This window comes from Brassicibacter thermophilus (genome assembly GCF_055378355.1).
Genome location: NZ_AP042446.1, coordinates 1,809,788 through 1,830,278 on the forward strand (window position 1 = coordinate 1,809,788; position 20,491 = coordinate 1,830,278).

The 20,491-nt window shown below is 29.0% G+C and carries 19 protein-coding genes; all 19 read right to left on the bottom strand.

The features are described from left to right. Window positions 1-4: 4 nt before the first annotated feature. A complete protein-coding gene (locus ACZ41D_RS08560; protein ID WP_464151020.1) occupies window positions 5-274 on the bottom strand; it encodes a YlmC/YmxH family sporulation protein in 270 nt (89 codons plus the stop codon). A 24-nt stretch (window positions 275-298) separates the two neighbouring features. Then, the gene (gene dut, locus ACZ41D_RS08565; protein WP_464151021.1) at window positions 299-739 is read right to left on the bottom strand and encodes a dUTP diphosphatase; all 441 of its coding nucleotides are present in this window, start codon (window positions 737-739) and stop codon (window positions 299-301) included. 54 nt (window positions 740-793) lie between these two features. Further along, window positions 794-2,065: a M16 family metallopeptidase gene (locus ACZ41D_RS08570; RefSeq protein WP_464151022.1), complete on the bottom strand. Its 1,272-nt coding sequence runs from the start codon at window positions 2,063-2,065 to the stop codon at window positions 794-796. 84 nt (window positions 2,066-2,149) lie between these two features. Further along, window positions 2,150-2,863, bottom strand: coding sequence for a polysaccharide deacetylase family protein (locus tag ACZ41D_RS08575; protein WP_464151023.1), 714 nt, complete (start codon window positions 2,861-2,863; stop codon window positions 2,150-2,152). A 252-nt stretch (window positions 2,864-3,115) separates the two neighbouring features. Beyond that, entirely contained in the window at window positions 3,116-5,224 is a 2,109-nt protein-coding gene (locus ACZ41D_RS08580; RefSeq protein WP_464151024.1) for a polyribonucleotide nucleotidyltransferase, read from the bottom strand. Window positions 5,225-5,327: 103 nt separating this feature from the next. Further along, complete coding sequence (gene rpsO, locus ACZ41D_RS08585) at window positions 5,328-5,597, bottom strand: 30S ribosomal protein S15 (RefSeq protein WP_464151025.1); 270 nt, start codon at window positions 5,595-5,597, stop codon at window positions 5,328-5,330. A gap of 124 nt (window positions 5,598-5,721) precedes the next feature. Further along, complete coding sequence (locus tag ACZ41D_RS08590) at window positions 5,722-6,627, bottom strand: bifunctional riboflavin kinase/FAD synthetase (protein WP_464151026.1); 906 nt, start codon at window positions 6,625-6,627, stop codon at window positions 5,722-5,724. Window positions 6,628-6,638: 11 nt separating this feature from the next. Then, window positions 6,639-7,541, bottom strand: coding sequence for a tRNA pseudouridine(55) synthase TruB (gene truB / locus ACZ41D_RS08595; protein WP_464151027.1), 903 nt, complete (start codon window positions 7,539-7,541; stop codon window positions 6,639-6,641). Window positions 7,542-7,546: 5 nt separating this feature from the next. Further along, window positions 7,547-8,524, bottom strand: coding sequence for a DHH family phosphoesterase (locus tag ACZ41D_RS08600; protein ID WP_464151028.1), 978 nt, complete (start codon window positions 8,522-8,524; stop codon window positions 7,547-7,549). Further along, complete coding sequence (rbfA, locus tag ACZ41D_RS08605) at window positions 8,517-8,885, bottom strand: 30S ribosome-binding factor RbfA (protein WP_464151029.1); 369 nt, start codon at window positions 8,883-8,885, stop codon at window positions 8,517-8,519. The genes ACZ41D_RS08600 and rbfA overlap by 8 nt, the downstream gene beginning before the upstream one ends. Before the next feature lie 19 nt (window positions 8,886-8,904). Next, window positions 8,905-10,935 (bottom strand): translation initiation factor IF-2, encoded by a 2,031-nt coding sequence (infB, locus tag ACZ41D_RS08610; RefSeq protein WP_464151030.1) that lies wholly within the window; start codon window positions 10,933-10,935, stop codon window positions 8,905-8,907. Window positions 10,936-10,970: 35 nt separating this feature from the next. Then, window positions 10,971-11,273, bottom strand: a complete 303-nt coding sequence (locus tag ACZ41D_RS08615; protein ID WP_464151031.1) for a L7Ae/L30e/S12e/Gadd45 family ribosomal protein — start codon at window positions 11,271-11,273, stop codon at window positions 10,971-10,973. Then, entirely contained in the window at window positions 11,263-11,529 is a 267-nt protein-coding gene (rnpM, locus tag ACZ41D_RS08620; RefSeq protein WP_464151032.1) for an RNase P modulator RnpM, read from the bottom strand. Before rnpM ends, ACZ41D_RS08615 begins: the two co-directional genes overlap by 11 nt. Before the next feature lie 25 nt (window positions 11,530-11,554). After that, on the bottom strand, window positions 11,555-12,595 hold the full coding sequence (gene nusA / locus ACZ41D_RS08625) for a transcription termination factor NusA (RefSeq protein WP_464151033.1): 1,041 nt from the start codon (window positions 12,593-12,595) through the stop codon (window positions 11,555-11,557). 17 nt (window positions 12,596-12,612) lie between these two features. Continuing rightward, window positions 12,613-13,077, bottom strand: coding sequence for a ribosome maturation factor RimP (locus ACZ41D_RS08630; RefSeq protein WP_464151034.1), 465 nt, complete (start codon window positions 13,075-13,077; stop codon window positions 12,613-12,615). A gap of 146 nt (window positions 13,078-13,223) precedes the next feature. Next, a complete protein-coding gene (locus tag ACZ41D_RS08635; RefSeq protein ID WP_464151035.1) occupies window positions 13,224-17,507 on the bottom strand; it encodes a PolC-type DNA polymerase III in 4,284 nt (1,427 codons plus the stop codon). Window positions 17,508-17,755: 248 nt separating this feature from the next. Continuing rightward, window positions 17,756-18,394 (bottom strand): glycosyltransferase family 2 protein, encoded by a 639-nt coding sequence (locus tag ACZ41D_RS08640; RefSeq protein WP_464151036.1) that lies wholly within the window; start codon window positions 18,392-18,394, stop codon window positions 17,756-17,758. Window positions 18,395-18,409: 15 nt separating this feature from the next. Then, window positions 18,410-19,465, bottom strand: a complete 1,056-nt coding sequence (ispG, locus tag ACZ41D_RS08645) for a flavodoxin-dependent (E)-4-hydroxy-3-methylbut-2-enyl-diphosphate synthase (RefSeq protein ID WP_464151037.1) — start codon at window positions 19,463-19,465, stop codon at window positions 18,410-18,412. 12 nt (window positions 19,466-19,477) lie between these two features. After that, the gene (gene rseP / locus ACZ41D_RS08650; protein ID WP_464151038.1) at window positions 19,478-20,479 is read right to left on the bottom strand and encodes an RIP metalloprotease RseP; all 1,002 of its coding nucleotides are present in this window, start codon (window positions 20,477-20,479) and stop codon (window positions 19,478-19,480) included. Between the last annotated feature and the right edge of the window lie 12 nt (window positions 20,480-20,491).

A 20,491-nucleotide genomic window follows, 5' to 3' on the forward strand; every position in this document is an offset into this window, starting at 1 on the left:
TAATTTAGACAGTAAATCTTTTAATTTTCTTATCTTTTTCATCAATTTCAATTATAATCATATCATTACCTATTTTTCTAATTGCCTCCCATGGAATTTCAATTTCATTTTTATCTCCAAAAAGTTTAAATTGTACCTTTGTGTCAGGCACTAATAGTGCTAAAATTTTACCAGTTTTCTCATCAATAACTAAATCTGAATTTGCAATAATTCCCAATCTTTGTCCATCGTTTAAATTTACAATTTCTTTTCCTCCTAAATCACTAAGTTTCACTTTATTATCCCCCTTTAAATTTATTTAAACATCTTGTATTCCTGTATGCCCAAAACCTCCTGAACCTCTACCTGTATCATCTAATTTTTCAACCTGTATAAAATCTGCTTTCTCATATTTGACAAATACCATTTGAGCAATTCTATCACCTTTTTTAATGATAAAATCTCTATCCCCAAGATTAATTAGTAATATTTTTATTTCTCCCCTATAATCACTATCAATTGTACCTATACCATTAGCTAAACATATTCCTGATTTTAAAGCTAGTCCGCTTCTTGCCCTTATTTGGCCTTCATATCCTTTAGGTATCGACATATACAATCCAGTAGGTATTAATTTTCTTTCCATAGGGTGAATTATAATTTCATCTTTAATATTTGCGTACAAATCTAATCCAGCAGAACCATCAGTTTTATATTCAGGATTTGGTAACCCGCTTTTGTTAATTATTTTTATTTTCATCTATAACACTCCATCTTCTATTTAGTATTAACTTTATTCATTAAGAATACTTAATTAAGAAAAGCAAATATCTTTAAGCCTTTCATCTATATTTTTTTTATTTTTTACATTCCCAACATAAGAAATATTATATTTTTCTTTATTAAACACTCTTTCAATCATATCTTCAACATTACTTTTCGTAACGCTATCTATTTTATCAATTACTTCTTTTTGCGAATATATTTCTCCTAATAATAATTCTGATTTCCCTATGGCAGTCATTCTACTAGATGTACTTTCTAGTCCTAAAATATAATTACCTTTCAATTGTTCTTTAGATTTTATTAATTCTGAATTAGTAATCCCGTGCCTGTTTAAATAACTCAAGTCTTCAATTATTAATTCTGTTACATTTAATACTTCTTTAGGATTTAAACCTGCATATATAGTAAATACTCCCGTATCTTTATAGAAAGAAGGATAAGAATATATTGAATATACTAAACCTCTATCTTCTCTAATTTTTTGAAATAGCCTAGAACTCATACTTCCACCTAAAATATTATTCAGTACTAAAAGAGTGTATACTCCTTCATCTCCTTGGGAAATTCCCTCTGTTCCAATACAAAAATTTAACTGCTCTATATCTTTTTGTCTGCTTGACAATTTTTGTTTTGAAAGTAGAGGTTTGCTTATTTTTTCCTTTTTTTGACCAGAATTCATGTTAGAAAAATATTTTTCTATTATCTTAAGAGTTTGAGAAATATTTACATTACCAGCTACCGAAATAACTATATTATTTCCAATATAGTTATCATGATAGTAATCTAAAATATCATTTCTTGAAAGATTCTTAAGAGTATTCAATTTTCCTAGTACAGGTAAGGCTAAAGAGTGACCATCAAATATTGTTTCTGACAATAAATCGTAAACAATATCCTCTGGTGAATCTTCATACATATTTATTTCCTCAAAAACAACACTTTTTTCTTTTTCTATGTCTTCATAAGAAAATTTAGAATTAAGAAGCATATCTGCTAAAACATCAATTGCTATAGGAAGATGATTATCAAGAACTTTTGCATAAACACATGTACATTCCTTACTCGTAAAAGCATTCAATTGGCCACCAATATTTTCTATACTTTCAGCAATTTCTTTTGCATTTCTATTTTCTGTTCCTTTAAAAAGCATATGTTCAATAAAATGTGACACGCCATTATTTTTAGCATTTTCTTTCCTAGAACCTGCTTCAATCCATATACCAATAGAAACAGATTTTACATAAGGTATATTTTCCATAACTACCCTAATTCCGTTATCTAAAATAAACTTATTATACATCTTTTCCTCCTAATAGTATAAATTAATTACTGCGTATACTATTATAAATTAGTTATTTTAAACTTTCAACAATGTAAATATTTTTTAATCTATAACATCACTTACTCTTCCTATTTTAAATCCTTTGTTTTTTAAAGTACTAATTATGTATGGTAAAGCTTTTACTGTTTCTCCTTTAGGGTGCATTAATACTATTGCACCATTCTCTGCTTTGTTTAATACTCTATTAGATATTTTAGTCATTGTACTATCTTCACGCCAATCAATTGTATCAATACTCCACATTATTACATCATACCCTAAATCTTTTGCAGCAGCTATAGTATATTCATTATATGCTCCTGATGGAGGAGCAAAATATTTAGCATTAATCCCTAGAATCTCTTTTAGTACCATGTGGCATTTCAAAATTTCTTCCTTATTCATATCATATTGTAACAAGCTGTAATCTTTATGCAAGTAACCATGATTCCCAATTTCATGACCATCATTATAAATAGACTTTAATAAATCTGGATATTTTTCTGCCCATCTTCCAGTAACAAAAAATGTAATTTTGATATTATCTTTTTTAAAAATCTCTAGCATTGTAGGTATAAATTCATTGCCCCAATCCACATTACATGTAAACGCTATTATTTTATCGTCTTTAGTCCCCTTATAATAAATATCTTCATTAAATGTTTCCTTTACATAATTATGTATGAAAAATTTTATAGTAAAAAAAATAACTAATATCATTAATGCAAATAAAATTACTCTATAAATAGTTCTGTATTGTATAAAAAATATTTTCATTACCCAACCTCCCTAAAGTGATTTTGAAGAAGTTAGCTTGAAATTTCTTCATTAGTATAATAATATTCAAAGACAAAAAAAATATTTAAAAAATCAGGCAATGCATAATAAAATATATTATAAAATTGGAACTTGGAAAATCTAGATGTTATAGTAATTATACAATTTTTACAAATAATAAGGCTAATTTTTATACTAAAAAAACATGAACCCAAAATGATCCATGTTTTAACATAGTTTATGATACTTATATTATTTTTTTTGCCCTTTAACACCATTATCTTCTTTGGGCAAAGCATCTTTTCTCGATAAGTTTATTCTTCCTTGTTTATCTATTTCAGTAACTTTAACTAAAACTTCATCACCAACAGATAACACATCTTCTACTTTATTTATACGTTCTTTAGCAATATTTGAAATATGAATTAATCCTTCTTTACCATTTAATATTTCAACGAAAGCACCAAAAGATGTTATTTTAACTACTTTTCCAAGATATATTTCTCCTACTTCAACATCTTTAACAATATTTTTAATTAAATCCATAGCTCTTTTACCTGAATATTCATCTGTTGATGATATAGATACTCTGCCATCGTCACTTATGTCAATCTTTACACCTGTTTCATCAATTATTTTATTAATTGTTTTCCCACCAGGCCCAATAATATCTCTAATTTTATCAGGGTTTACATTCATTGTTAATATTCTTGGGGCATATTTTGAAAGATGTGGATTAGGTCGGGAAATTACTTCCTTCATTTTATTTAATATAAAAAGTCTTCCTTCTCTCGCTCTTCTTAAAGCTTCTTTTAAGATATCCCTTCCTATACCTGGTATCTTAATATCCATCTGTATAGCTGTGATTCCTTTCTCTGATCCAGCCACTTTAAAGTCCATATCTCCAAAATGATCCTCAATACCTTGAATATCAGTTAATATTACAACTTTTTCTTCTGATTTTATTAAACCCATAGCAATGCCTGCAATAGGAGCTTTTATTGGCACACCAGCATCTAATAATGCTAACGTACTACCACATACGCTTGCTTGAGATGTAGAACCATTAGAACTTAAAACTTCTGAAACTAATCTTATTGTATATGGAAACTCATCTTCACTTGGTATCACAGGCTCTAATGCTCTCTCTGCTAATGCTCCATGTCCTATCTCTCTTCTACCTGGTCCCCTTAAAAATCTAGTTTCCCCTACACTATATGGTGGAAAATTATAGTGATGCATATATCGCTTTGACTCTTCTTCTCCTAAACCATCTAATATTTGAACGTCTCCAGGTGCTCCTAAAGTTGCAATAGTTAATACTTGTGTCTGCCCTCTTGTAAACAATCCTGAACCATGAGTTCTTGGCAATATTCCTACCTCACAAGTAATAGGCCTAATTTCATCAATTTTTCTATTATCTGGTCTTATTTCTTTCTGTAAAATGAGATTTCTTACTTCTTCTTTTAATATTGATGAAAAAACTTCTTCTATATCTTTTTGATTATCAGGATATTTTTCTAAAAAATGTTCAGTAATTTTTGTTTTAATCTCATCAATTTTGGCCTGTCTTTCTTGTTTATCAAAAATTTGAATAGCTTCTATTATTTGTTCTGTAGCATAGTCTCTAATTTCTTTTTCAATATTTTCCTCAACTTTAAATAAAGTGACTTCAGCTTTTTCTTTCCCTACTTCTTCTCTTATTTTATTAATGAACTTACAAATATCTTTTATGTATTTATGTGCTAGCATAATTGCATCAAGCATAACATCTTCTGAGATTTCTTTAGCACCAGCTTCTACCATCATAATAGCTTCTTCGGTTCCTGAAACAACTAGATTTAAATCGGATTTTTCTCTTTCCTCACTTGTAGGATTAATTACAAATTCATTATCAATTAAACCTAAAGATACTGAACCGGTAGGTCCGTTAAATGGTATATCAGAAATTGTTAAAGCAATAGAAGAACCTATCATAGAAACAATATCTGGAGTACAGTCTTGATCCACCGATAATACAGTAGCTATTATTTGTACATCATTTCTATAGCCCTTTGGAAACAAAGGTCGTATTGGCCTATCGATAAGTCTAGAAGTTAGTATTGCTTTTTCACTAGGTTTACCTTCTCTTTTTATAAATCCTCCTGGTATCTTTCCAACAGAATATAATCTTTCTTCATAATCAACACTCAATGGGAAAAAGTCAATTCCCTCTCTAGGTTCCTTTGAAGCTGTAGCTGTTACTAAAACAACTGTATCGCCATATCTTACTAGGCATGCTCCATTGGCTTGTTCAGCCACTTTTCCAATGCTAACTTCTAACTCTCTATTAGCTAATGTATATTTAAATACTTTTTCCATATTCAACCTCCTTTATAACCTATATTAATATTATATCCTTAATCATTAAAAAATAAAATGAACTATTAACAATAAATAAATAGAGCGGGTATCCCCGCTCCGCTTAATGCCTTAATCCTAATCTAGAAATAAGGCTACGATATCTTTCTATATCTTTTTTTTCTAAATAATTCAATAAACCCCTTCTCTTACCAACCATCATAAGCAATCCCCTTCTTGAGTGATGGTCTTTTTTATGAACCTTTAAATGCTCATTTAATTTATTGATTCTACGAGTTAAAATAGCTACCTGTACTTCTGGTGAACCAGTATCATTTTCACTAAGTCCATATTCTTTGATAATTTCAGCCTTTTCTTCCTTACTAATATTCACTTTTTTAACACCTCCTATTTTGATTACACCTAAAGCCAAGAATATCGCCGAGGATACGAAAATCATAGCTATAGGTAACTTAACAGCAATAATTGTACCATATTAATATGTTTTTGTAAATAAATTATTTACTATTAATTATATCACTTTTTATTTGATTAATTAATTCTTGTTCAGAATTAAATTTTCTCTCTTCTCTAATATAATCGATAAATTTAACTTTAACATTGCTTCCATATATATCTTGATTAAAATTTATTATATGTGTTTCTATACTTGTATTGGTTTCGTCAAAAGTCGGATTATTGCCAATGTTAGTTATACTTTTATATGCTTGTCCTGACACTTCAGTAATAGTTTTATAAACTCCATGTTTAGGTATTAGATAATTATCATCTAAACTTATATTAGCAGTGGGAAATCCTAATTTTTTTCCAAGTCCTTTTCCTTTTATAACTTTTCCAATCATTTCATATGGTTTGCCTAATAACTCTCTTGATTGTTTTATTTTTCCTTCCTTTAATAAATTACGTATCATCGTACTGCTTACAATGTTACCTTTATGGTATACTGGTTTTATTATAGCAACATCAATACCATTTTTATTACCAAGTATCTTTAAGCAATTGCTATCTCCACTAGCTTTATATCCAAAATGATAATTGAATCCAGCCACTAATAATTTTGCATTTAATCTTTCTTTTAAAATTTCTTTAACAAATTTGTCTGGGGACATATGCATAATATTTTCATCAAACTCAATGTTATATATAAGTTTTACCCCCATATCTTCTAATGCCTCTATTTTTTGCAAATTACTCATTAAAATAAATGGTGTTTTCTTGTCATTTAAAGTAGAAGAAGTATGAGTATTAAAGAGTAAAACAGAAGGTATTAACCCATTATCGTTAGATTTTCTAATCATATTGTTTATTAAAGCTTGATGTCCTATATGAACTCCATCAAAATTTCCTAAAGCAACAGCTGTATAACCTAGGGTAACTTTTGAATCGTATGATATAAATTTCATTGTCATCACCTTTATATAAGAACCTTTTTCAGTCTCATAAACTTTTGCCCATTATTTAATATAACTATTCCAACACCGATAAATCTATTATCGCAATACACAAGAACATTTTCATTAATTTTAATTGCATATTTAAACTCAGCATTTTCCTTATCTAATTTTATTGTTGCTCCATTAACTAAAGACTTTAAATATCTTCTGTTAAAATTAATTTTATTATAATCACTCAGCGGATAATCCATTGGCAATAAAATATCTTTTATTTTTTGTTTCTTATTAATGTCTAGTATTTCTTCAATGGTATAAGAATCACTTATTTTAAAAGGATATACTTCTGTTCTCAATAAAAATGACATATATCCATAACTTCCTAATCGATTTCCTATATCATGACATAAAGTCCTAATGTAAGTACCAGGTGAACATTCTACATCAAATAATACTTTATTTTTATCTACTTTCACAATGTCTAGAGAATAAATTGTAACCTTTCTGGATTTTCGTTCTATATTCTTGCCTTGTCTAGCTAATTCATATAATCTTTTACCATTATACTTAATTGCAGAATACATCGGAGGTATTTGATCAATCGTACCAGTAAATTCATTGAAAGCAGAAATAATTTCTGCGGTAGACGGAATAGTTTTAGATCTATTTACTATATTTCCATAACTGTCTTGCGTATCAGTTTCTACACCCAATGTCAATTCAGCTCTATATTTCTTTCTATTTTTTGAAATGTATTCAATAATTTTAGTCGCTTTTCCTATACAAATAGGTAATACTCCTGCTGCATTTGGATCTAAAGTACCAGTATGACCAACTTTTTTTATTTCTAATGTTCTTCTAATAAAATTTACTATGTCATGAGAAGTCATACCAGAAGGTTTTAAAACATTTATTATTCCATTCATATTTATCATCCCAATATATCAGCAATTTTTTTTACAATCATAGCTTTTGCAGTTTCAATATTTTCATTTATTGTGCAACCAGCAGCCTTTTTATGTCCTCCACCATTAAAAGCTTTAGCAACTTGTGATACATCAACGTATTTTTTAGACCTTAAAGTAATTTTAACTTCATTAGAGTTAACCTCTTTTAATACACAAGATACTTCAACATCATTAATATCTCTAATAAAATCAACTATACCATCTGCATCTTCAATACTTGCATCAAATTGTGAAAGCATATCTTGAGTAACCTCAACAATTCCAAGATTATTATTAAAATACAATTCAAGAGAAGTAAGAGCTTCTATCATTAACTTTGTTTTCCGTAATGATTTACTCTGATAAAGATTGACTATAATTTCATTTAAGTCAATTCCTGTTTTCAATAATTTTGAAGCAATAATGTGAGTTTCATACGTAGTTGAATCATATTTAAAACTACCCGTATCAGTAGATATTGCAACATATAAACATGTTGCAATATCAGTAGTTAACTGATAATTCATTTGCTCAAGAAACTTAAAAACTATTTCTCCAGTTGATGATGATTTTTCATCAACTATATTTATATCTCCAAACATTTCATTAGTAATATGATGGTCAATATTAATTATAGTTTTTGAATTATGAACTATATCTTTTAATTTACCTAATCTACCAATATCACCACAATCTAAAACAATTAACAAGTCATATTTTGATTCTGGTTTAATATCTTCTATTAGTTCAATATTAGGCATAAAATTAAATTGTTCAGGAATATTATCAGTTTTTGCTATAACTATATTTTTTGAAACATTTTGTTTTAATGCAATACCTAAAGCCAGTAAAGATCCTATATTATCTCCATCAGGATTTACGTGAGAAACAATACATATATTTTTTGATTTATTAATCTTATTATATGCCTTTTTAAATTTTTCAGATAAATCTTTACTCATTTTCTTTACTCCTATTTTCTTGCTTATTTATTTTATCAATTAATTCAGATATATATATACCATGCTCTATAGACTTATCAAGTAAAAATATTGGTTGCGGTGTATACCTTATTCCTAACTCCTTTCCCATCTCTCTCCTAATAAATCCTTTAGCTCTTTCCAAACCAATAATAGTATTTTTTTGTTCAGATTCATTACCTAAAACAGTTACATATATTTTAGCAATCCTTAAATCTTTCGTTACTTCAACTTTATTTATACTAGCCATAGAAGAGATACGTGGATCTTTCAATTCATTTCTCATTAAATTACTTACTATTTTCTTAATCTCTTCAGAAATTCTACCTAATCTCTTTGACATAAAAGTTCATCCTTCCTATTTATCGTTTAACCTCTTTTAACTCATAAGCTTCAATAACATCCCCTTCTTTTATGTCATTATAATTTTCTATACCTAACCCACCTTCATAACCTGATTGAATTTCCTTAACATCATCTTTATATCTTTTTAAAGATGATATTTCTCCTTCTTTAATAACAATATTATCTCTAAGTAATCTTACTTTACATTTTCTAGTTATCTTGCCATTTTGAACATATATGCCTGCTACTACACCTACGTTTGGAACCTTAAAAGTAGCTCTTACTTCAGCTCTTCCTAAAATATTTTCTTTAAATTCTGGCTCAAGCATACCTTTTACAGCTGCTTTTATATCTTCAATGGCATTATAAATAACTCTATAAGTTCTAATGTCAACATTTTCCATTTTTGCTAAATCAACAGCTGTTGTAGTAGGACGTACATTAAAACCAATTATAATAGCATTTGATGCTGAAGCTAACATTACATCACTATCAGTAATAGCCCCAACGCCACCGTGAATAACATTTACTTTAACCTCTTCTATACTTAATTTTTCTAATGATTGTTTTACAGCCTCAATAGAGCCCTTTACATCAGCTTTAATAATTATATTCAAATCTTTTACTTCACCTTGTTTTATTTGTTCAAATAAATCATCTAAAGAAACTTTTTGATTCATTTTTAAATGTTCTGTCCTAATCTGTTCTTTCTTTATCTCAGCTAATTCACGTGCCTTTTTGTCATCCTCAACTACATATAATTGTTCACCAGCATCAGGAACCTCTGATAAGCCTAATATCATAACTGGATCAGATGGCCCAGCTTTCTTTATGCGTTTACCTTTATCATCAAACATAGCACGTACTTTTCCGTGAGCAAATCCTGTTACAACAGCATCTCCGACCCTAAGAGTTCCTTTTTGAATTAGTACTGAAGCAACTGGACCCCTACCTTTATCAAGCTTGGCTTCAATAATTACGCCTTTAGCAGGTCTATTAGGATTTGCTTTTAACTCCTGCATTTCTGCAACTAACAAAATCATCTCTAAAAGTTCATCTATACCTATTCTTTTTAGAGCAGAAACAGGCACACATATAGTATCTCCACCCCAATCTTCAGGTACTAAGCCATGTTCAACTAATTCTTGTTTTACCCTGTCAGGGTTTGCTTCAGGCTTATCAATTTTATTTATAGCTACAATAATTGGTACTTTTGCAGCTTTAGCATGATTTATTGCTTCTATAGTTTGAGGCATAACTCCATCATCAGCAGAAACAACTAATACAGCTATATCAGTAATTTGAGCTCCTCTAGCTCTCATAGCAGTAAAAGCTTCATGACCAGGAGTATCTAAAAATACAATTTTTTGTTTATTTATTGTAACAGTTGACGCTCCAATATGTTGAGTAATTCCACCTGCTTCTTTTTCAGTAACATTTGTCTTTCTAATTGCATCTAATAAAGAAGTTTTACCGTGGTCAACGTGTCCCATGACAGTTACTACTGGAGGCCTAAGTTCTAAATCTTCTGGTTTATCTTCAACATCTAATAAACTTTCAATTGTCTTTTCTTCAGATTGCTCTTTACGTTTTATTTTTACATTAAAATCTTCTGCCACAATACTAGCAGTATCAAAATCAATTTCTTGATTTATGCTTGCCATTATCCCATAAGAAACTAATTTACTTATTAATTGAGTAGCTGCAACTCCCATTTTATTAGCTAATTCATTAACTTGTATAGTTTCTCCTATCTCAATCTCAAAATTTTTCAAATTATTTTCTGTTTTTTCCTCCACCTTAAAATTGTTATTTTGCTTTTTTTTACCTGTCTTTTTTTTCTTACTAAGAGTATCACTTTTTTTGGATTTTTTACCTTTAGTCTTATTTTTTTCTTGTAAAAACTCTTTAATAATCTCTGCTTCTTCATCTTCTAATGTGCTCATATGACTTGGTAACTTTAAATCTAAATCCTTTATTTTTTTTAATAACTCTTTACTAGACATATTCAATTCTTTAGCTAATTCATATACTCTTATTTTTGTCAAACTATACACCCCCCAAATTAATACAGGTGACAATTTTATTCAATATAATTCAAAATCTCACGAGAAAAATTTAAATTATTTACAGAAATGATAGCAATAATCTCTTTGCCTATTGCTTTACCTAACGATTCTTTATCTCCAAAAATTACATATTTAATATTATTTTTTTTACAAAGATGTATAAATTTTTCCATAGTATTTTTCGAAGAATCAAGTGCTATTATAAGTAGCTTACACTTGTTTCTCTTAATAGAAATTTTACACCCTTCTTCGCCATAAGTTATAAATCCTGCTTTTTTTCCAATTCCCAGCAACGAATACACTTTACTAATTATCATCAATCACCTCAGCTAATTGAATATATATATCATTAGGTATAGAAGTGTTTAAGGCTTTTGCAAGCTTATTTGATTTTTTTAGTTTTTCTAGGCAGTTTTTATTATTACATATATAAGCACCTCTACCATTAGCTTTCCCTGTTAAATCAACTTTTATCTCTCCCTCTTTATTTTTTACTATTCTAATAAGTTCTCTTTTTTCCTTACTTTCTCCACAACTAATACATTTTCTAAGAGGTATTTTCTTTTTTCTCAAGTAAATCCCTCCTTACCATTTATTATTATTCATTGTTTATTTGGCTTTCACTTTTAATATCTATCTTCCAACCAGTTAATTTAGCAGCAAGTCTAGCATTTTGTCCTTCTTTTCCTATAGCAAGAGATAACTGATAATCAGGAACAACTACTAAAGCTGATTTATTATTTTCATCTATGTCAGTTCTTAATACTTTAGCAGGACTTAAACTATTAGCAATAAATTTTGCTGGATCTTTATCCCACATTATAATATCGATCTTTTCTCCGTTTAATTCCTCTACAATATTTTTAACCCTACTGCCCTTAAATCCCACACATGCTCCAACAGGGTCAACATTAGGATCATTAGCAAATACTGCTATTTTAGTTCTTGAACCAGCTTCTCTTGAAATACTAAACACGTCAACAATACCTTCATTAATTTCAGGAACTTCTAATTCAAATAATCGTTTTACTAACCCTGGATGCGTACGAGAAAGAGTAATTTGTGGCCCTTTGGTAGTCTTCTTGACTTCTAAGATATAAACTTTAACTCTATCTCCTTGTTTATAAACTTCACCTTCTATTTGTTCACTTAATGGTAAATTTCCTTCAGTTCTACCTAAGTTAATTAATACATTAGTTTTATTAACTTTTTGAACTAATCCAGTAACTATTTCATTTTCTCTATTTAGAAAATCTTCATAAATTACTTCTCTTTCAGCTTCCTTAATTTTTTGCATCACTACTTGTTTAGCTGTTTGTGCAGCAATTCTTCCAAAATTTTTTGGCGTAATCTTTACTTTCACAATGTCATTAATATTATATTTTTCATCTATTTTTTTCGCATCTGAAAGACTTATTTCCAATAAATCATCCTCTACTTTATCAACAACTTCTTTTTTTGCATATACATTTACTTCGCCTGTTACTCTATTTATCTCTACTTCCACATTTTGTGAAGAGCCAAAGTTCTTTTTGTATCCAGATATTAGTGCTGCCTCTAATGCGTCGAATATCAATTCCTTAGAAATACCTTTTTCCTTTTCAATTTCTTCAAGCGCCTGTATAAATTCGACTTTCATGTCGATTAACCTCCCTGTTAAAATTTAACTGCTAAGTTGATTTTCGATATAAGGTTTCTATCTATTTTTAATTCACCAAGTTCATCGTCCTTAATCTTTATTATTTTGTCATCAAAACTCAATAAAACAGATACAAAGTGCTTCTTACCTTTATAATTTTTAAAAAGATTAATTTCTACCTCATTTCCAATATTTTGTTTCAAATCTTTATCAGTTTTTAAAGGTCGATCTAAACCAGGAGAAGAAACTTCTAAATAATAATTTTCTTCTATCGGGTCTACTTCATCTAATTTTTTACTTAAATATTCACTAACTAACTGACAATCATCTATAGTAATTCCGCCTTTTTTATCTATGTATAATCTCAAGATTTTATTAGAACCTTCTTTAGTAAATTCTACATCAATCAACTCAAAATTATTTTCTTTAAGTACAGTGCCTACTAAACTTCTTGTAAGTTCCTCAATATCCTTTTTCTTCATGTTTTCACCTCCATAATCGTTCATGAATATTTTATCTAAAATATATTTTATTATACTTAAATAAAAACGAAAGAGTGGGAACACCCACTCTATTAGCCACGAATATATATCTACTAAATTAAGAATATCATATATTTTATAAAAAATCAAATATTAAATAAACTTAATTGGTTACTTTCTGACATAGAATTAAGACAACCATGAATCCTTAGTGCTTCAACAACTGTCTTGGTAATTTTAGTTCTGTTAACTAAGTCTTCTACAGATAAAAATTTTCCCTTTTTTCTTTCTTTAACTATATTTCTAGCAGCATTTTCACCTACACCTTGAAGCGATTTAAGAGGCGGAATTATGCCATTTTCCCCAATTAAAAATTTATCACTATCAGACTTATACAAATTTACCCTTTCAAACTTAAATCCTCTTTTATACATTTCTAATACAACTTCCAAAACTGTAAGTAAGTTCTTTTCTTTAGCAGTTTTATCATTCCCTTGTTTTTCAAGTTTTATTATCTTGTTTTTAACAGCTTCTTCTCCTTTTAAAATGAGTTCAGCATCAAAATCATTTGCTTTAGTAGTAAAATATGTTGCATAAAATGCTTCAGGATAGTGAACCTTAAAATATGCAATCCTAAAAGACATCATTACATATGCAACAGCATGAGCTTTAGGGAACATGTATTTTATCTTTTTACATGATTCTATATACCATTCTGGTATCTTATTTTCTCTCATATACTCTTCGTCTTCCTGAGTTAATCCTTTTCCTTTTCTTACCTTTTCCATTATCTTAAAAGACCTTTTTTTATCTAATCCATTTGAGATTAGATAAAGCATAATATCATCTCTAGTAGAAATTACATTAGAAAGCTTAGCAGTTCCATTTCTAACCAGCTCTTGTGCATTGTTAAGCCATACATCAGTTCCATGAGATAAACCAGCAATTCTAACTAATTCAGCAAAAGTAGTAGGTTTTGTGTCTATTAACATTTGTCTAACAAATTTAGTGCCAAATTCAGGTATTCCCATAGTTCCTACTTCGCTATTTATATCTTCAGGAGAAACTCCAAGTGGGTCTGTTGATGTAAATATTTTAATAGTTTCTTTATCATCTAATGGTATTTTAGTAGGATCTAACCCTGTTAAATCCTCTAGCATTTTTATTATGGTAGGAACATCATGCCCTAAGATATCTAATTTTAATATTCTACCACTTATCGAATGATAATCAAAATGTGTAGTTATTACACCAGAACTTTTATCATCTGCAGGGTATTGTATCGGAGAGAAATCATATATTTCTTTATTCCTAGGAACAATCATAACTCCACCTGGGTGTTGCCCTGAAGTACGTTTTATGCCTGTACATCCCGTAACTAACCTGTTTATTTCAGCACTATTTATATGAATTTCTCTCTCATCAAAATATTTTTTGACAAAACCATATGCAGTTTTTTCTGCAACAGTTCCAATTGTTCCAGCCCTAAATACATAACCTTTACCAAAAAGTTCTTCTGTATACTTATGAGCAATTGGTTGATATTCACCAGCAAAGTTTAAATCAATATCAGGCTCTTTATCACCTTCAAATCCTAAAAAAACTTCAAAAGGTATATTATGTCCGTCCTTTCTATATTTAGTCCCACATTTTGGACAATTTTTGTCAGGCAAATCTGCTCCTGAACCAACTGAATCATCGTCTATAAATTCGCTGTGTTTACAATTAGGACACACATAATGAGGTATAAGAGGATTTACTTCTGTAATATCACTCATTGTCGCCACAAAAGATGACCCTACAGAACCTCTTGAGCCAACTAAATATCCATCTTTTAATGATTTAGTTACTAATTTTTGTGCAATAATATATAAAACTGCATATCCATTCTTAATAATTGAGTTTAATTCTCTATCTAATCTATCCTTAACAATTTTGGGAAGAGGATCTCCGTAAATTGATTTTGCCTTTTTATACGTCATTTTCATCAATTCTTCCTCTGCTCCATCAATTATTGGAGGATAAGTTCCTTCAGGAATAGGTAAAATTTCATCAATCATATTGGAAATTAAAATAGAATTATCAATTACCACCTCTTCAGCTTTTTTTTCTCCCAAATAACTAAACTCTTTAATCATTTCATCAGTAGTTTTAAAGTATAGCGGCGGTTGATTATCAGCATCAGAATATCCTTGCCCATTCATAAGTATTCGCCTATATATCTCGTCTTGGGGATCCAAAAAATGCACATCACCTGTAGCTACTACAGGTTTATTAAATTTATTCCCAATTTCAACTATCTTTTTATTAATATTTTTAAGTTCATCTTCATTTTTAACTAAGCCATTCCTAATCAAATGCATATTGTTGCCTACGGGTTGTATCTCTAAGTAATCATAAAAACTAACAATATCTCTTATTTCCTCATATTCTTTATTATTTAAAATTGCCTTATATAATTCTCCAGCTTCACAAGCAGTACCCAGTATTAATCCTTCTCGATACTTAGTAAGTAAAGATTTAGGTATTCTTGGCTTTCTATAAAAATATTTTAAATGTGATTCAGAAACAATTTTATATAAATTTTTTAACCCAATTTTATTTTTTACAAGAATAATTATATGGTATGATTCAACACCTTTTACATTGATATTATCTCCAAATAATTTATTAATTTCAGAAATATATTTTATATCCTTCTCCTTTAATATATCAATACACTTTAAAAATATATTAGCAGTAGCTTCTGCATCATCTACAGCCCTATGGTGATTGTCAAGAGAAATATTCAAATGCTTAGCTATAACGTCTAATTTGTGCTTTTTTAGTTGAGGAAATAATTCTCTTGAAAGTTGTAAAGTATCTAAGATAGCATTTGATATCTCAGCGTTTATTTTTTTGCAGTTCTCTCTTATAAACCCTATATCAAATGAGGCATTATGAGCAACTAAAACACTATTTCCTATAAAATTTAAAAAATCTGGTAATACTGATTCAATACTAGGTTTACCAGAAACCATTTCATCAGTTATTCCAGTTAACTTCACTATTTTTTCAGGAATCTTTATACCAGGATTAATTAGCTGAGAAAATCTATCAACTATTTCACCCTTTTTTATTTTAACAGCACCAATTTCAGTTATTTTATCCTTTGTTGGTAATAATCCTGTAGTCTCTATGTCAAATACAACATATTCACAATCTATAGTCTGTTCTTCATAATTTACAACTATCGGTTTGCTATCATTTACTAAATATCCTTCTACACCGTATAATATTTTTACTCCATATTTTTTACCAGCATTCATCGCCTCTGGAAATGCTTGAACTACTCCGTGATCAGTGATTGCTATCGCAGGATGATTCCATTCTTTTGCCCTTTTTACAATATCCGTGAATTTAGATACTCCGTCCATCGCACTCATCTGAGAATGCACATGAAGCTCAACTCTTTTTCTAATCCATGTATCTTTTCTTTTTTGTTTTTCAATAATTTGAATAGAATTAACCATTATAACTAACTGTCTTGAATAATTGTCATATACTACGTTTCCTGAAATCCTAGCAAATATACCTTTTTTTAAATTATCTTCTAGCAATTGAATATTATTTTTATTACTAAATAACTTACAAGTAATGGAATTAGAATAATCTGTTACGTCAAATATATAAAGTTTTTTTTGTCCTTTTATATCTTTACTTTCTATTGAAAAGATTTCTCCTTCTATTATAGCAGTTCCTGTATCTGTACTTATTTGGGATATTTTCATTATATCACCATCAATTTTTTTTCCACATAAAAGCTTTGAACTATCACTATTTTTATTGTTGTGTGAACTATTTTTTTCTTTAATATTAGTTTCATGAACATTAACTTTACTAGCTAACTGTTTCTCTTCAATTTCTTTATTTTTATAATGCTCTTGAAGTAAACTTTCATCCGATAAAAATCTGAATTTAATATCTATATTTCTAATTTGAAATTCATTTAAAAACACTCTTTTTAATATTTTGTCAATACCTTTATTTTTCAAAGTATATATAGCTACATTATTATCTGCAATAATATAAAGGCAATTATCGTCTAAACTCCACTTAAGTTTTTCAAGCCATGCACTGCTCGAAGGTATTTCTTTTCTAATAATAAATTTAATATTATTCCAAAACTTCTCAACCAATAATTTAATGTCTTCATCGATTTCATATTCCATTTGAATCTTTACTTCATTAAATTCATCGATTTTTTTGTTTATTTCATTTTTAACTATCATTAAATTGTCATATGATACAATTTGTTTAGATGACAAAACTAGTATTAAACTCTTACTGCAAATATTCACATACACATGCTTTAATGTTAAGTTTTCAATTTCATTAATATTTACTTTTATACCAAGCTTACTAATTATATTACCAAGAGTTCTACTCATGGATGTAAAAAGCCTCCTCTAATTCTTTTCTACGATTTTAATAATCCGAGAACTCAAATATTAACTGTATTTTTATTCTCTCTTTGTAATTTTATGTTATTTATAAGCTACTCGTATAAATCTTGTTCAACATCTAATCCAGTACATGCTACGGTTCAAAATATGAGTTCGCCAATCTTGAAGGCCAAATAATAATATAGAAAAAAAGTCCATTAACTACATTGATTAACTTTACATAAACAATCAAATCAACATCTCTTTGCCCTAATTTCTTTTGCTATTTCCCAGTACATTTTAAACCTAGCTGTAGTACCTTTTAATAATCCGAGTTTTTCTTCTTTGAGAATATGTGTTAAATCATTTAATAGTACTTCTTTAGTAGATATTTTATTACGTGCAACGTATCTAGTTAAAGCTACTTCAAAACCATATCTTGTAATATCGATATTGGTAATATTTTGTAATATATATCTTTTTAAGGTTCTTTGCCCTGATAATTGAGGAGTTAGTTTCTGAGCTAAATCAGTTATAAATCTGCCTTTATTAAATACGCCAATCGACATATCTACTTCATTATGTAAAACCGGAAACAATAAGTTATAAATGTGTCTTTCTGTTAGCCCCATTAAATCAGCGTCTAAAAGCAGTATTACTTCATTACTGCATCTATCAACTCCAGCCTTAACAGCCCCACCTTTACCTATATTACGCTTTAGTTCAATAACTTGAGCACCATTTAATTTAGCAACTTCAACAGTTTTATCGACAGAACCATCACTAACAACAAAAATCTCATTTATCTCCTCAATTTTTTTTATAATACTAACCACCTTACCAACAGTTTTCTCCTCATTGTATGCTGGAATGACTGCGGAAACAAAGTGCATAAATACACCTCACTATCATAAGTTTTTTATTTCTTTAAGTAACTCAGTTAATAGTTTACCTTCCTCTACCTTTTTTATTATTTTACCTTTTTTAAATATTATTCCGCATTCATTACCGCCTGCTATCCCAATATCAGCTTCTTTAGCTTCTCCCGGTCCATTAACAATACAACCCATAATGGCTATTTTTATGGGCTTGTTAATATTCTTAACACTCTCTTCAACTTTCTTTGTTAAATCAATTAAATCAATTTGTGTTCTACCACAAGTAGGACAAGAAATAATTTCTGGTTTGTCCCTTAATATTCCAATAGATCTCAAAATTTGTTTTCCTACTCTTACTTCTTGAACAGGGTCTTCAGTTAGTGATACTCTTATTGTATCACCAATGCCTAATAATAAAAGTGCTCCTATTCCAATAGATGATTTTATCATTCCATTCCATATTGTTCCTGACTCAGTTATGCCTAAATGTAAGGGATAATCTACTATTTCGGAAATTTTAATATATGATTTAAAAGTCAAAGGCACATTTGACGACTTTATAGAAATTACTATATTACCATAATCCATATCCTCTAGAATTCTAACATGATTTAATGCACTTTCTACCATTGAATTTTCATTTATTCCTCCAAATCTTTTAACCACGTCTTTATCTAAAGAGCCTGAGTTAACACCAATCCTAATTGGTATTTGTTTTTCCTTGCAAGCTTTTACGACTTCTCTTACTTTATCTTTAGAACCTATATTACCAGGATTGATACGAATTCCATCAGTACCATTTTTAATTGCTTCCAATGCTAACTTGTAATCAAAATGAATATCAGCTATTAACGGAATATAAATTCTTTTTTTTATTTCCTTAATAGCTTTAGCCGCATCCATATTTAATACTGCAACTCTAATTAAATCACAACCTTCATCTGCTAATTTATTAATTTGTTTTACTGTCGATTCAACATCTCTTGTATCTGTATTCGTCATAGACTGAACAGTTATAGGAGAATCCCCTCCAATCTCTATATTGCCACATTTAACCTTTCTCGTCTTTTTTCTTATTATCTCCACTTTTTTCACCTTCTAAAATATATTAAATTTAATAAAATCTTTATAAGTTACAAGAATCATTAGTATTATTAAAAATATAAACCCTACAAAGTGGATAAAACCTTCTTTTTCAGGATTAATAGGTTTTCCTCTAAATAATTCAATAAAAGAAAATAAAATTCTACTTCCATCTAAAGCAGGAATAGGTAATAAATTAAAAAATCCAAGATTTACGCTTATAAAGCCAGTTATATACAATACATCTAAAAATCCAAACTTTGCAGCCTCACCAACAAGATGTATTATTCCAACTGGGCCAGCTATATCATTGCTAGTTACATTTCCTTGAAATAACATTTTAAAAAATTCAAACATTAAACCTATTATAAAAACAGTCTTTTGCATTCCACCTTTTATTGCCCAATATAATGATTTTTCTGTCTTAGGAACTATCCCAATTAATAATCTATTATTTTCTATAATAGGTTTAATATAAAATTCTCTTACTTTTGAGTTTCTTAGAACCGTAACTTTTATCTCATTCTTTGTAGATTTGTTAATTTCATTTACTATAGCATCCCAACTTTGGGTCTTATTATCGTTAATTGCTATTATTTTATCACCTTCTATTATTCCAGCTTCATATGCAGGTGAATTGTCTATTGTTTCTGAAATAATCGTTGTAGGAGTACCAGTAATATATAATATAATGCTAAATATAATTATGGCTAATACAAAATTCATTATTGCACCAGCAGCTAATACCGCTATTCTAGCAAAAACTGGTTTGTTGTTAAAGCTTCTTTTATCATCTGATTCTCCATCTTCGCCTTCCATTTTTACATACCCACCAATTGGAAGTAACCTAATAGAATATTCGGTTTCTCCTTCGCCTAATTTTGCAAGTCTAGGCCCCATACCAATAGAAAATTCATTGACTTTTATGCCTACAAGTTTCGCTATAGAAAAATGACCTAACTCGTGAAAAACTACTACTAAAAAAAATACGAATATTGCAGATATAGCTGTTAACATAATAACACCACC

Coding starts and splice junctions, on each gene's coding strand:
- ACZ41D_RS08580 (WP_464151024.1), bottom strand. CDS start 5,224: ATGGAAAAAGTATTTAAATATACATTAGCTAATAGAGAGTTAGAAGTT.
- ACZ41D_RS08570 (WP_464151022.1), bottom strand. CDS start 2,065: ATGTATAATAAGTTTATTTTAGATAACGGAATTAGGGTAGTTATGGAA.
- ACZ41D_RS08615 (WP_464151031.1), bottom strand. CDS start 11,273: ATGATAATTAGTAAAGTGTATTCGTTGCTGGGAATTGGAAAAAAAGCA.
- ACZ41D_RS08630 (WP_464151034.1), bottom strand. CDS start 13,077: ATGAAGAAAAAGGATATTGAGGAACTTACAAGAAGTTTAGTAGGCACT.
- ACZ41D_RS08590 (WP_464151026.1), bottom strand. CDS start 6,627: ATGAAATTTATATCATACGATTCAAAAGTTACCCTAGGTTATACAGCT.
- truB (WP_464151027.1), bottom strand. CDS start 7,541: ATGAATGGAATAATAAATGTTTTAAAACCTTCTGGTATGACTTCTCAT.
- rseP (WP_464151038.1), bottom strand. CDS start 20,479: ATGTTAACAGCTATATCTGCAATATTCGTATTTTTTTTAGTAGTAGTT.
- ACZ41D_RS08600 (WP_464151028.1), bottom strand. CDS start 8,524: ATGAGTAAAGATTTATCTGAAAAATTTAAAAAGGCATATAATAAGATT.
- ACZ41D_RS08635 (WP_464151035.1), bottom strand. CDS start 17,507: ATGAGTAGAACTCTTGGTAATATAATTAGTAAGCTTGGTATAAAAGTA.
- nusA (WP_464151033.1), bottom strand. CDS start 12,595: ATGAAAGTCGAATTTATACAGGCGCTTGAAGAAATTGAAAAGGAAAAA.
- rbfA (WP_464151029.1), bottom strand. CDS start 8,885: ATGTCAAAGAGATTAGGTAGAATTTCTGAAGAGATTAAGAAAATAGTA.
- dut (WP_464151021.1), bottom strand. CDS start 739: ATGAAAATAAAAATAATTAACAAAAGCGGGTTACCAAATCCTGAATAT.
- ACZ41D_RS08575 (WP_464151023.1), bottom strand. CDS start 2,863: ATGAAAATATTTTTTATACAATACAGAACTATTTATAGAGTAATTTTA.
- ACZ41D_RS08640 (WP_464151036.1), bottom strand. CDS start 18,394: ATGCACTTTGTTTCCGCAGTCATTCCAGCATACAATGAGGAGAAAACT.